This is a genomic window from Paenibacillus sp. FSL H7-0943 (assembly GCF_037963265.1).
GTDB classification, from domain to species: domain Bacteria; phylum Bacillota; class Bacilli; order Paenibacillales; family Paenibacillaceae; genus Paenibacillus_AQ; species Paenibacillus_AQ odorifer.
In genome coordinates, this window is the sequence record NZ_CP150148.1 from 116,122 (window position 1) to 130,095 (window position 13,974).

A 13,974-nucleotide genomic window follows, 5' to 3' on the forward strand; every position below is an offset into this window, starting at 1 on the left:
TCACCAGACAAGAGTTCCGAGCACGGTTTCAAGTAGTTTAGTTACACTTAACGTCCAGCGAGAGAGCGTCTTGGGCTCTATTTCCGCCAGCCTAAAGTTGTTTAAATGTTTGCTCTCCAATAAGATGGAATGCTCAGGGTCAATCTCAGCAGAGAGAAGAGGCTTATCGCTTAACAATTGAAACGTAGTCTCTGCTCCTTCACCGTTCCAGACCCGCTGCACCGAAGAGCTGTCGGCGAATGTGAATTTCACGGGAACATCAACGTAATGGCTCCCTTTATTTGAAATCTTCACTAATGATTCGTAGCTTTGAGCATCGCCGCTGTTATTTTTTTTAAAAGTAATCGTATCTACTGAGAAGTCAGGCGCACCATCACCATAAATGTAATCATCGAAATATGCCTGCCATGATTTTTTGGTTACCTTCTCAACGACTTTCTGAAAATCTGACGTAGCGGGATGCTGGAAACGGAACTTACGAGCGTAGGAGGACATGATGTTGTTCATTGCTTTGGTACCTACCTGGCGTTCGATATCTTTAAGTACAAGCTTGCCGCGGATATAAACATTTCGGCTATAGGAATCCGCCCCTGCATATTTCCACGTTTCCAGATTTAACGGCTCAGGTATAGTCACCAGGCTGGCCTGTAAAGGCAAATTAGACTTGATACCGTATTCTTGTTCCATAAGTCTGTCTTCGGCATAGGAAGTAAAGCTTTCATCCAGCCAAGCCTCTTCGAATTCATTACTGGCTACCATACCGTAGAAGTATTGATGGCCGATCTCATGAATGACGGTTCTTTCAAGTGAGGTATCTGGAGAAGAATCTGCGGCCCCAAAGGCTGTAATAAGGGTAGGATATTCCATTCCTCCAGCGCCGTTTCCCTCCTTAGGTGGGACGATAATAGACAGCGTAGAGTAGGGATAAGGGCCATACCATTTGCTGAAGTAGGTCAGGGCAGCCTTGGCAGCTTGAAGGTAACGCTCTTGTAAGTCTTTGTGCAGTGGGTCGAGATACACCTTAATTCGTACTCCAGGCACTTCCGGCGTAGAGAAAGCTTCCTCTGCTACTGTAAAATCAGGGGATGCAGCCCAAGCGAAGTCGTGGACATCATCGGCGTAGAACTGATATATTTTTTGATCTTGTTTGAGCTTGGCATTTTTTACAGGAAATCCGGTCGCAGCCACCGTATAGTTGGAAGGAACGGCAATCGTTACATTAAAGATGCCAAAATCACTGTAAAACTCAGAGGTCCCGTGATACTGATGCAGGTCCCAGCCTTCTTCTTTAACTCCGCGTGTGCCCTTAGGCTCGTATACACTAAGCTTAGGGAACCATTGCCCAGCCATAACGAAGTTACCTGAAGCACCCATGCGAGCAAAGATTTTGGGCAGCTGGACTTCATACTGAAGCTTAAGTGTTACACTTTCCCCACCATTAACAGGCTGAGGAAGATGTACCTTTAGAAGCGTCTTATCGTTGATATTGCCGTCATCAGGTTGAACATATTGCACTCTTTGCATTAGCGAAGTTCCCTCTGTCGTGCGCAGATCGGTCAGCGTCATATTTCCGAAGCCGTTCTCAGGCATGCTGTCGCCTCTGAGCGTCCCCCCGGATTCCTTCATAAAGGTGGTATCTGATGAGGCAAATGCATTTGGATACATGTGAAAATATAAATCACTTACTGGCTTTACTCCGGGGTGTGTCCAGGTTACTGTCTCAGAAGCTTTTAAGGTTTCTGTGTCAGGAACAAGCTGGACATCAATGTGATACTCGACTACCCGCTGGCTTAAAGCCTCCTCTGCCGGGACGGGTGCGCTCTCAGGCAATACCTGCTGTGGTACGGCTGCAGGCGCTGTGCCGCTGGAGGACTTGGCCTCTTTTGAAGCAAAGCTAGTAACAGAAGCTGTTGAGCTATCCCCTGAAAAGGCCCATATTCCTCCTCCCAGCAGCGCGAGGATGGCCAGGGTCGCAAAGATGATGTACTTTAATGACAGTGACTTCATAGTGTGATTCCTCCCGTGACAAGCATCTACGGGATGTATATGTTTGCAATCGCCGCATTATTAGCTAAAATTAAATTATTCGTAAGAGGAAGGGTGTGCACTCGTGGACAACATACAACCGGAGGGCAAGAAACAGATTGCCTTAAATATTGTGAACGCTAAAAGTAAACATAAAGGCTTTGGAGCAGGCTCTATAGATCTCAACAACGTTTCACCTGTCATTATTGATGGTGATGTGGCGGTTATTGATATCGGTGCCATGCATGCCAAGAGCAAGGTGGAAAAAGGAATTAAATTTTCCATGAATCGTGAAGATATACCGAATGGAAGACAGGTTTGGGTGGTATGGGTAGCGGTAGACCGTACATTGGAAGCTCAATTTTATGGTGGAATCACAGCCTGTGAAATGTGGATTGATACAGAAGCGCGCCGCGGATGGAAAATTCTTGCCGAGCATGTCAATAAGCTGGATGCAGCTCTTAAACGCAAGATCGATGTGGCAGGGCTTGGAGCCATTGAGAAGTCGGCGCTCAAATCCCTTCTGATCTCTCATAATGAAGCATGGTGGAATGCATCCTCAGATGAGCTTAAAGCTGCACTGACTGAATAGTATAGGAGCCTTCAGAAGGGTTATCCGATATAGAAAAAGCTTCGACCTCCGGAAATAGGAGCGTCGAAGCTTTTTTAATTTATGATTTGCTTGTACTGCTAAGCTTGCGTTTGAGCTGACTCACTCTGGCTTGGCTAATCCCGAGGATTTCTGCAAGTTCTTTTTGGTTGGCATAGGGATGATCTTCAATAGCTTGTTCCAGACGTTGGCACATTTCCTCTGTCTTCGACTTTCGGATGCTGGTGTTGTGCTCAGGTGCCTCAACAACAAAATCCTCACGTGACTCTGGCAATTGAGACATGCGTTCAGGATCGACAATTTCTTTTAGACAGCTGCTACAAATAAACTGCTCTTTATAGTAGGTGACATGGTCGTGGCTTCTGCAAAATGTACACTCTGTCGAGGTGTACTTCCTAAGGACGATGATTTTTTCGTCTAAAACAAAAAATTCGATAGGATCACCAATGTCGATATTACGCGTCATACGGATTTCTGCGGGAACCACAATTCTCCCAAGACTGTCTAAACTCCGGATCATGCCTGTATCCTTCATCCCATGTCCCTCATTTACATCATTATATTTTGGTTTCTAATAACTATTATAGCAGTAATTGAGAGTTAAGAGAATGGGGTAAGCATAATAAATAAAACGGTTACATCCCTTATGTGATAAGTGATATTTGAATTTGGAAATCCTGTTGTTACTACAATATATAACTTATAAAAAAAGAAAAACCCCTTCAATATAAATGAAGGAGCTAATTCAACCACCAGCGTTTAATGTTCTTCCATAGGGAACGATTCTCTTCAGCAGGATCTACCTTGCTTTGTGTGTCATCGACAGCAGGAGCGGAGCCAGTTCCATGCAATTCGCAGTATTCGGTGGGCTCAGTTCCACTAATAAAGGTTTCCAGTTCTTTGTCGGGACATGCTGCTGTAGCAAGTTTACCGGATTGCGGATTGACGTATACGCTGACCACTCCATCTGGAATGGGGAAAATTTTTGGAGGGACATTTTCCAGCGCTTTTTCAGTAAATTGGGCGAAAATGGGAGCTGCACGCCGTCCGTCGGTAGTTGCGATGTCGCGCCCCTTGTCGTATCCAACCCAGACTGCCGTTGATAGCTCCGGGGTGAATCCTACCATCCAGCCATCTGTATCCGTAGTGCCGGTCTTGCCGGCTACCGGACGTTTGATTAAGGAAGCCACCCGATTGCCCGTCCCCCCAGTCTCGAATACCCCCTCCATTAAACGAGTCAGTACATAGGCAGCTGAAGGTTCTACGACGGTTACTCCTTTGGGTTGAGGTGCTTCATACAGGACCATGCCATTTGAATCGGTTATTTTTAGAATGGCTGTGGTCGGCATTTTCTGACCGCTGTTTCCAATTACAGCGAAAGCCGCAGCCATTTCAAGCGGACTGATCGGTGAAGTGCCCAGTGCCAGTGAAGGTACGCTTTGAAGTGGACTGTCAATGCCCATCTTCGCAGCCATTTCGCTTACTTTATCCGCGCCGATCTTCATAATTGTATTAACGGCATAGATATTGTCGGATGCTGCGATAGCTTGCCGCATATTAATTTCACCCAGATACTTATCCCCAAAGTTTCGGGGCTGATACGTTTTGCGGTTGTTATCATAATGAAACATCGTTGGCTGACTATTGAAGACCGAAAGTCCTGTCATCTCTTTGGATGAGAGTGCGGCCAAGTACATAATCGGTTTAAAGGAAGAACCCGGCTGGCGTGTGGTGGCCAAAGCATGATTGTACTGGTTGGTACGATAATTTTTTCCACCGACCATTGCTTTGATGTAACCGGTGCGAGGATCGATGGATACAAGCGCAGTCTCCAGATCACTAGTTTGATCCATCTCTTTGTCAACGGCATTTTCTGCGGCATGCTGCATGTCAGGGTCTAGGGTGGTATAGACATTTAGTCCGCCTTGCTCCAGCTCATCATTACTGATGTGGAGCGATTCTATAGCCAAATTGCGGATATAATCCCGGAAATAAGGCGCAGCTACAAGCGTATCCTTTTGCCCTTGCGGCTTGAAGTTTAAGTTCTCTTGGACGGCTTGTCCCGCTTCTTCCTGAGTGATATTACCTAAATTCGCCATGACGGTCAGGATGATTCTCTGGCGCTTTTTAGCATTGTCCATGTGGTTGTATGGTGAATAATAGGTAGGTCCCTTTGGAATTCCAGCCAGCATGGTACTCTCTGCCAGGTCTAAATCCGCTGCAGATTTACCAAAATACATCCGTGAGGCTGCTTCAATGCCGTAAGCACCGTGGCCATAATAGATATTATTTAAATACATGTTCAGGATTTCATCTTTGCTGTATTTCATCTCCAGCTGCATCGTATAGACAGCTTCTTTAGCCTTGCGCGTCCACGTTTTTTCATGGGATAGGTAGAGGTTACGTGCGAGCTGTTGAGTTAGCGTACTAGCACCCTGCGACCGGTTCCCCTCTTCCAGATTGACAAGAACAGCTCGTGCCATCCCTTTCAGATCAAATCCGGAATGCTCATAAAATTTACGATCCTCGACTGCTAGTGTAGCTTCAATGAGCAGGGGAGAAATTTGACTTAATTTGACGGGTTCACGGCTGCGGCCGTCTGAGGTAAAGGTGGCAAGAACATTGCCCCGGGAGTCAAACAGCTTGGAGCGCACATCATCGCTAATCGGTGGAAGATCTTTTTGATATAGATAACCGAGCAGAGCTCCGGTGGTTAATACAAATAATATGATCAAGGCTGCCAGCAGCCGAAATAAACGCCGGAAGCGGCTTTTTCGTTTCGGTGGATTCGTTGATTCGCGTGTCATGGCACCAGACTCCTTTCTTTCATATTATGGGGAAGGATCTGGAAGGATATTCATTAGGGATATGGAGGGTAACAAATTGTTTCTATTTTGTGATTGTTTAAGGTAGATAGGGTATCCTCTCTGGCGGTATAACAGAGTAGGGATTGTGAGTAAGGGTATATACATATTAGGAGGTGTCATCATGAAATGGACGAAAAGGATTCATAAGACGACAATAACCGCCCTCTCGGCGACGCTTATTATGGTTTCAGGCTGGAGTGCACCTGTAACTTCTGTACATGCTGCGGCTGCACCAGCACCAGCGACTTGCGGCACGGGAGATCACGGCTTGCTACAGGCCCTGCAAAACAAGCATTCAGGCGATGTATCCACACCGCTTAGCTTTTCTGATGTTCAGTTTTTGAATGGGAATATTGGACGGGCAGCAGGTAATGGATTTATGATTGGTACCTCTGACGGAGGTTGCCATTTTCAAGAGATCTATCAAGGACAATGGGGCTTCAAACAATTCGATTTTCCCGATAATGTACATGGCTTTGCTCTTGCTTCTGTAGAGGAGGGGCAGGCTCAATATTTAATTGGTACCTCTAACGGTGGCTCGGAGTGGAAGAGACTTTCGACCAAAGCCGTCAGCTTTGAAAGAATACATTTTATCGATAGTAAGAAAGGTTTTGCTTATGAGAGAGCCGCAACGTATTACACCAAAGACGGGGGGCTGAGCTGGAGTAAGATTTCCACCCCACCCAATACACGAGGCGCTTATTTTAGTGACCGGAATACCGGCTGGGCGGTTGTAATCGTGCCGGGAAGCGGATATCGGGTAATGAAGACCACAGATGGAGGGGGAACTTGGAGCCTTTCACTGAAGGAGGCTTTTGCCGAGCCCGAGTTTGGACAAATCTCCGCTAAGGGAGATCAGGTTGCTGTAGTGCTCTATGGCGGTACGGGGATGAGTCAGACCTCCTACTCGCTATATGAAAGTGCGAACAGGGGGAAAAGTTGGAATCGTGTGATCGCTCAGGAAACTGCGGGCGGCGGACCTGCGCCAGGCAGCGGCAAGGCTGAATTCAATAAAGGGCCAGCCGCTGGCAAACCCGGGAACCTGCAGCTTGTAGGAAACAGCACATCCTTTTTAGTGGGGTTTTCCCCAGCAGCAGAGAAAGTGGCAGTTGGACGCTCTTATAACGGCGGTAAGCAATGGACTAATCTTCCGGGGCTCGCTGGTTATGACGGGGTAATCTCCTTCACTAGTAATAAAGAGGGCTGGCTCGCCATCCGTGAGCTTGATTACTCTTCCTTGTATGTGACCAAAGACGGCGGAGCTTCATGGGAACGCAGGTTTTCTTTGAAAGTGATGACCCAATAATTCTCTTCAATAAAAATATAAGGGTCCGATGTATTGCAAAAATCGCAAATAGACAGCAGAGCAGCGATTCTCCGGATACTTGGAGAATCGCTGCTCTGTATTTTTTATCCTTGGTTGCTTGCTTGAATAGTACCCTTATCAGTGGCCTTATCAGATCCCTCATCCTCGGAGGGGTACGGACCCAGTTGACGTTATTTGCAAATTTTCGGCCTTTGGGATAGGGTTTCGGACTCCAGTAACACTATTGCCTAGAAAGAGGTTCAAATGGGTTGCTTTTTATGCCAATAGCGACTAAGGGGTCCGTTATCACACCGAATATGGAATCATACTGCGTTTAAGGTCATCTATGTCCGATAGGTGCTTGGTAGGTGCAAATATAATCGAAGTAAATGATATACATAGAGAATGGACGTTCAAAGTGTGCTTTTAATCATCAATATGGTAATATTTTATGTGCTTATGAAGATATGCTTGATTCTGTATTGAAATGCTTCTTTGAACTGGATTATAGTGTACAATGGGAAAGCGAAATAGGCCTTTGATTAATATAAAAATGTTTAAGCTTTGCCATTAGACGTTTTTCTTATGCAGAATGCAGAGGCTTGCAGAATGGAGGAACGTGTGATGCCTGAAATACAGTCTGACAAATATGATGTCTCTATTACGCTCGTGAGCCTTCAAGATGGTCAGCGAAATGTTATGGAAGCGAATGGAGAAGTAACATCCAAGGGACCGCATCTATATATTCAATATGAAGAATTAGAGCAGGGTCCTCGCGGAGAGGAAGTTTCTGTTCGTACAACGATAAAGATTGCAGGCAATCAACTGAAGCTAATCCGCCATGGCGGGATTCAGTCGGAGCAGAGCTTTGAAGCTGGACGGCGTCTGCCAGGATTCTACCGCTCGCCATATACGCAGTTCAATCTTTCTACGGAAACGAACAAGCTGGAAGTTGTGCGCGAAGGGCGTTCTTTAACGGTTGCCTGGGAATATGATTTGTACGTTTACGAGGAATTGACAGGAAAGTTCGCTATTAGTTTGCATATACAGGAGGAACCGAAATTATGACACATAGTAAGAATCCGTTAGAGCTTGTAAATGAACGGGTAAAAGAAGCCATCGCCGATGCGATTGTAAATGCTGGGCTGGTTGCACCGGAAGAGGTTCCGGATATTGTACTTGAAGTGCCAAGAGATAAGGCGCATGGTGATTTGGCTACGAACGCTGCTATGCAGCTGACCAAAATTGCAAAACGTAATCCACGCCAGATTGCTGAAGCTATTATTGAGCATTTGGATACGAGCCGAGCTTCTATTGAGAAAGCGGAGATTGCAGGACCAGGCTTTATTAACTTTACCCTGTCTAAGAACTACCTGTACCCAATCATCAGCCTTGTTGCTGAGCAGGGGGATGACTATGGCCGTATTAATCTGGGTCAAGGTCAGAAGGTTGAAATGGAGTTCGTCAGTGCCAATCCAACGGGTAGCCTACATTTAGGGCATGCCCGTGGTGCTGCTGTCGGTGATGCGCTGTGTAATGTGCTTGATTATGCAGGTTATGAAGTGACCCGGGAATATTATATTAATGATGCCGGTAACCAAGTGGCTAATCTGTGTAAATCCATTGAAACCAGATACCTTCAGGAGCTGGGACAAGAGGCAGAAATGCCGGAAGATGGTTACCATGGTGAGGATATTAAGGGTTTTGCGAAGGAGCTTGTGGCAGAAAAGGGCGATACCTTGCTCGAGATGAGCCCTAGTGAGCGCGCTGCTTTTTTCCGGACCTATGGACTTAATAAAGAGTTGGATAAAATTAAACGTGATCTAGGTCTTTTCCGTGTAAACTTCGATATCTGGTTCAGTGAAACCTCGCTGTATGAGAACGGAGAAGTACTGCGCTCGCTGGACGAGCTCCGTGATCGTGGAGAAGTGTACGAGCAAGATGGGGCAACCTGGCTGCAAACGACAAAATACGGGGATGATAAAGACCGTGTCTTGATCAAAAATGATGGCACATATACCTACCTTACCCCGGATATTGCTTATCACAGCGATAAGTATGGCCGCGGTTACGATAAAATGATTAACATTTGGGGCGCTGATCACCATGGTTATATTCCGCGGATGAAGGCGGCAATGTCAGCCCTTGGCAATGATCCTGAGAAGCTAGTGGTTCTGATTGCTCAGATGGTCAGCCTGTTCCAGAATGGTGAAAAGGTCAAAATGTCCAAACGTACCGGCAAAGCGGTTACGATGGAAGATTTGATGGAGGAAGTAGGAATCGATGCGATTCGTTATTTCTTCACCATGCGCAGCATGGATTCTCATCTTGATTTCGATATGGATTTGGCGATCTCTACTTCTAATGAAAATCCTGTATTCTATGTTCAATATGCGCATGCGCGTATTTGCAGTATTTTCCGTCAGGCAGAGGAGCAAGGGATTTCTATCCCTGATTACGCGGAAATTGACTTCTCCAAGCTGACAGCAGTGCATGAATATGACCTGCTGCGCAAAATTGGTGAGCTCCCGGCAGAAATCGCTGTTGCGGCTGAAGGTTATGCTCCACATCGCCTCATTCGTTATGTATATGAGCTGGCTGCGATGTTCCACAGTTATTACAAAGCTGAACGTGTAATTACTGAGGATGCTGCTCAAACCGTGGCGCGTCTTGCTCTGCTTGGCGCAACACGTACTACTATTGCCAATGTACTGCGTCTTGTCGGAGTTTCTGCACCGGATCGCATGTAAATCAACAGCAAACGACAAAAAATCCGCCTTCCGGTTTCCTGGGGGGCGGATTTTTCTTTGCTGCCGTTCTTCGCACCGGCATCAGCTGCGCTAACGTCAGAGTGACCCACCCGGTGCCCGGGCGGGGTCTACACGTTCGCGGAGACCGAACGCTTTGCCCTTACTCCTGCTCTCAGCAGGCGTAGGGCATCGGCAGAGCCGCCGCCTAGGGATGCGCGGCGCTGCCCCTTACGCAGCCGCACCGGGGACGCGGTGCGGCGCAAGAGCAGCTTCAGCTCCCTTGGCGTGAGGCCCGGTCGCAGTGCGAGCAGCAGTGCTGCGGCTCCCGTGACATGCGAGGTCGCCATGGAGGTGCCGCTCATTTCTTTGTAGCCCTCCTTCAGCCAGCAGGAGGGCACGCCTTCGCCGGGCGCGTATACATCGATATATGAACCGCGATTGCTGAAGCCGGCAACCCGGTGTCTTTTATCGATGGCGCCCACGGCTATCGTCTCGGGATAACGTGCGGGATAGTCCCCGCCACGTTTGCCGTCATTCCCAGAGGAGGCAATGACGGCGATTCCGGCCCGATACGCTTTTATAACCACATTGTGGAGCGCCTTGCTTCTAGTCTTCATTCCAAAGCTCATATTAATGACGTCGATTCGGTTCTGCACACACCAATCAATACCTAGCACAATATCGGATACATAGGCTGATCCACTATGATCAAAAGCCTTAACTGGATATAGCAGCGCTCGCGGCGCCACTCCCATCATTCCGCGATTCCCCCCTGCTGCCGCTAAGGTTCCGGCGATATGAGTTCCGTGCCCATTATCATCCAGCGGCAGCATTCCGCGGTGTAGTAGGTTGACTCCAGTGGCTAATGAATGCTTCAGATCGGGATGACGGTAATCCGCGCCGGTGTCAATGACGCCGATTTTGACGTGAACTCCGGTTGATTTAGACCATGCCTGAGGAGCATGAATCGCTTTCACCCCCCATGGGAGCGCTGCGATTCCGCTTTTTTCGTTAGCTATGGAATGGATTTGGATTTGCAGATCGTCTTCGACATTTAGAAGGTCTGCAAATCGGTTCATCAGCTTTCCGGCGGCAGCGGGCACGAAGAAGGCCCGAATCAGCGGAGATACCTGTACTTGCCGCAGCTCGGGCTGCTTTGCTTTTAGAGCCTTCCATTGGGAGAAAGCTCCGGCATACTGGCGGGGATCGTTGAAGGTAAGAATACGCCGCTCACCATTTTTGGGGGCAACCGATATTTCTTCAAGAAGCATGTTCCAAAATTTGTAATAGTCCATAGGTTTCGCTGTCCCTCCTCGGTGCCCTGCTGCCATATTGTATGAGCGGAGGGAGGGGTCCGAATGGGAACTTGCCCTTTTTTAAGGAAATGGGCTGCCCAGCGTGTCAAAAGACGGCGCTTTACATAAAATAAACAGAAGAGATTAAAACTCTCTTTGTAACATCCCGTAAGGAGCCGATCCTTGGCGTGGATACAGTCATGCGCGGAGGTCTTCCTCCGCCTTTTTAAATCCCATTTCTAAAAACTTTGGGTGCGGCGACCCTTGCTACAATTACATATCAACTCTTCTTGATGAAGACAGGTTTCCTGTATGGATAATAAGCAGGAGGCTTTTTCTGTTGGGCGGTTCTTGCATTTGACTTGCATTTTGTTGTTAAATAGGTTTTACTTAGTTTTGTTAATGGATATTATTGAAATAAACCGTAATGTGAACAATGCGTGAGAGGAAGTGTCCTTTAGTGAGTACGCCACTCAATTTAAAGCTAGACCCTGAGAAAGTTAAAGAAATGCCAATGGTGGATCTTGCCTTTCTGGTGCTTAAAGCAGCCAATACACCGTATTATTACCGTGATCTGATGGTCGAGGTAGCCAAGTTACGCGGCATGACCGATCAAGAAAGCCAAGATACTATTGCCCAGTTATATACCGAGATTAACATTGACGGGCGTTTTGCCTGTGTCGGAACCAACCTTTGGGGACTGAAACGCTGGTATCCTCTTGAGCGCTCCGATGATCCGGTTGGTAACACTAAACGGGTGCGCATCATCAACGATGAAGACGATGATTTGGAAGATGACGATTTTGCTGATGAAGAAGAAAACTACACAGCTGAAGAAGAGGATTTCGACGCTATCGATGAAGATCGCGACGACCTCTATTCTGACGACGACAGCGAAGAAGAAGTCGACGAAGATGTCGTGATCGATGAAGATGACATAGACGAAGACGATACGGACGAAGACGATGCAGAAGATGGCGACGATGAAGATTCCGAGGATGACAAGTAAGATCAATAATCAGAAGAGTCTTGTCTGTGGCATAATTCCTCCCTTGACAGTGGGGGATCGTCAGAGTAAACTATTGCATGGGCTTATCATGTAAGTTAATAAACGTGTTTTCTAAAATAAAAAGTGCCCCGGTTCTACGGGTGTCACTTTTTTGTTTTTTTAGATGCAAAGTAGCTGTAGATTAATGGAATTTGAGGGATGACGGTTTATGTTTTCCCCGGTGAATTAAACTTTTGATTTCCCCTGTTTTGATGATAGTAAAACGGGTTACGATAAACACCATGTGCCGCTTTTATGTTTGGACTTTATTTAGGAGGGTTTTACAGTGACAAAGTATATTTTTGTAACGGGTGGCGTTGTGTCTTCCCTGGGTAAAGGCATTACCGCCGCTTCGCTGGGCAGGCTGCTCAAGAACAGAGGTCTAAAGGTAACGATTCAGAAATTTGATCCGTATCTTAACGTAGACCCTGGAACAATGAGCCCTTACCAGCACGGAGAAGTCTTCGTAACGGATGACGGTGCAGAGACTGACCTTGACCTTGGGCACTATGAACGGTTTATTGATATCAATCTGTCGAAGAACAGCAATGTGACGACAGGTAAGATCTATTCATCCGTAATCAGCAAGGAACGTCGTGGAGAGTACTTGGGTGGAACTGTACAAGTTATCCCGCATATTACGAATGAGATCAAAGAACGCGTGTTCCGCGCGGGCCGCGAGACCAACTCTGATGTTGTTATCACAGAGATCGGCGGTACTGTAGGGGATATTGAAAGTCTTCCGTTCCTGGAAGCGATTCGTCAAATCAAGAGTGATATTGGCCGGGAAAATGTGATGTATATCCACGTAACCTTGATTCCTTATATCAAGGCTGCTGGAGAAGTGAAGACGAAGCCGACACAGCATAGCGTTAAAGAGCTGCGCAGTATCGGTATTCAACCGAATGTCATCGTGTGCCGTACGGAATATGAGCTTTCCGCAGATATGAAAGCCAAAATCGCACTCTTTTGCGATATTGATGCTAATGCTGTTGTGGAATGCCGCGATGCTTCGACGTTATATGAAGTTCCATTGAACCTTCGTGATGAAGGATTGGACGAGATTGTTGTTAATCATTTGAAGCTTACAACACCTGCGCCAGATATGCGCGAATGGGAAAGTATGCTTAGCCGGATTCAGAAATTAGAGAAGACAGTAGAAATCGCAATTGTAGGTAAGTACGTAGCACTGCATGATGCCTATTTGAGCGTTGTTGAATCACTTTCACACGCAGGTTTTGCTGCGAATGCAGAGGTTAAGATCCGCTGGGTGAATGCAGAGGAAATTACGGATGAGAACGTGGACGAAATGCTGCGTGGTATTGGCGGTATTCTTGTTCCTGGTGGTTTCGGTGATCGGGGAATCGAAGGTAAAATCTCCGCTATTCGTTATGCCCGTGAGCAATTGATACCTTTCTTTGGCATTTGCCTTGGAATGCAGGTTTCTGTAATTGAATATGGCCGTTCTGTTCTTGGACTACAAGGTGCAAACAGCTCCGAAATCGATCCAAATACACAATACCCATTGATTGATTTGCTTCCTGAGCAAAAAGATATTGAAGATATGGGCGGCACTATGCGTCTTGGGTTGTATCCTTGTAAGATTATTCCGGACTCTCTGGCAATGTCTTGCTATGATGATGAACTGGTATATGAGCGTCACCGTCACCGGTATGAGTTCAACAATGCTTACCGTGACGAAATTGAAAAAGCAGGACTGGTTATCTCCGGAACTTCTCCGGATGGCCGACTAGTTGAGATCGTAGAGCTTCCAGAGCATCCGTGGTTCCTCTCGGTTCAATTCCACCCGGAATTCACTTCACGTCCGAACCGTCCGCAACCGCTATTCCGTGAATTTGTCAAAGCCTCTTTGACGCATTCCGAGCAGCAATAATTTATACACAGACAGAAAGAACCCTCGGTTCTTAAATAGTCGAAGAGAGCCTTCATCCGAAGGCTCTCTTTTTGTATTACCCTTTAATAGAAATATTGTAACTGACATTTATTTCATTTTAGACTCTTTATTTACCCATTTTATCCAATTAGCAGGATTTGGACAGTAAAGCACGAATA

The 13,974-nt window shown here is 46.8% G+C and carries 10 protein-coding genes; 6 read left to right on the plus strand and 4 right to left on the minus strand.

Annotated features, from left to right (window positions below):
* Positions 1 to 2,007, minus strand: a complete 2,007-nt coding sequence (locus NSQ55_RS00555) for a M1 family metallopeptidase (RefSeq protein ID WP_076187210.1) — start codon at positions 2,005 to 2,007, stop codon at positions 1 to 3.
* Between the two features lie 103 nt (positions 2,008 to 2,110).
* Here NSQ55_RS00555 and NSQ55_RS00560 point away from each other — a divergent pair, with 103 nt between their 5' ends.
* On the plus strand, positions 2,111 to 2,617 hold the full coding sequence (locus tag NSQ55_RS00560; protein WP_076187208.1) for a YwhD family protein: 507 nt from the start codon (positions 2,111 to 2,113) through the stop codon (positions 2,615 to 2,617).
* A gap of 79 nt (positions 2,618 to 2,696) precedes the next feature.
* On the opposite strand, the gene NSQ55_RS00565 is transcribed toward NSQ55_RS00560, so the two are convergent.
* Both NSQ55_RS00565 and NSQ55_RS00570 read right to left on the minus strand, forming a co-directional pair.
* On the minus strand, positions 2,697 to 3,170 hold the full coding sequence (locus NSQ55_RS00565) for an AbrB/MazE/SpoVT family DNA-binding domain-containing protein (protein ID WP_038568063.1): 474 nt from the start codon (positions 3,168 to 3,170) through the stop codon (positions 2,697 to 2,699).
* Between the two features lie 205 nt (positions 3,171 to 3,375).
* Positions 3,376 to 5,442: a PBP1A family penicillin-binding protein gene (locus NSQ55_RS00570; RefSeq protein ID WP_076187206.1), complete on the minus strand. Its 2,067-nt coding sequence runs from the start codon at positions 5,440 to 5,442 to the stop codon at positions 3,376 to 3,378.
* Positions 5,443 to 5,623: 181 nt separating this feature from the next.
* On the opposite strand from NSQ55_RS00570, the gene NSQ55_RS00575 reads away from it, so the two are divergent.
* From NSQ55_RS00575 to argS, 3 genes are all read left to right on the plus strand, one after another.
* On the plus strand, positions 5,624 to 6,808 hold the full coding sequence (locus tag NSQ55_RS00575) for a hypothetical protein (RefSeq protein ID WP_339170715.1): 1,185 nt from the start codon (positions 5,624 to 5,626) through the stop codon (positions 6,806 to 6,808).
* Positions 6,809 to 7,432: 624 nt separating this feature from the next.
* Positions 7,433 to 7,876, plus strand: a complete 444-nt coding sequence (locus NSQ55_RS00580) for a DUF1934 domain-containing protein (RefSeq protein ID WP_036679946.1) — start codon at positions 7,433 to 7,435, stop codon at positions 7,874 to 7,876.
* Complete coding sequence (gene argS / locus NSQ55_RS00585; protein ID WP_036679944.1) at positions 7,873 to 9,558, plus strand: arginine--tRNA ligase; 1,686 nt, start codon at positions 7,873 to 7,875, stop codon at positions 9,556 to 9,558. Before NSQ55_RS00580 ends, argS begins: the two co-directional genes overlap by 4 nt.
* 128 nt (positions 9,559 to 9,686) lie before the next feature.
* Here argS and NSQ55_RS00590 read toward each other — a convergent pair whose 3' ends face one another.
* The gene (locus NSQ55_RS00590; protein ID WP_254857124.1) at positions 9,687 to 10,637 is read right to left on the minus strand and encodes a S8 family peptidase; all 951 of its coding nucleotides are present in this window, start codon (positions 10,635 to 10,637) and stop codon (positions 9,687 to 9,689) included.
* A 676-nt stretch (positions 10,638 to 11,313) separates the two neighbouring features.
* Between NSQ55_RS00590 and rpoE the strand changes: the two genes are divergently transcribed.
* On the plus strand, positions 11,314 to 11,862 hold the full coding sequence (gene rpoE, locus NSQ55_RS00595; RefSeq protein ID WP_036679939.1) for a DNA-directed RNA polymerase subunit delta: 549 nt from the start codon (positions 11,314 to 11,316) through the stop codon (positions 11,860 to 11,862).
* A gap of 325 nt (positions 11,863 to 12,187) precedes the next feature.
* A complete protein-coding gene (locus NSQ55_RS00600; RefSeq protein ID WP_076130377.1) occupies positions 12,188 to 13,795 on the plus strand; it encodes a CTP synthase in 1,608 nt (535 codons plus the stop codon).
* The last annotated feature ends 179 nt before the right edge of the window (positions 13,796 to 13,974 follow it).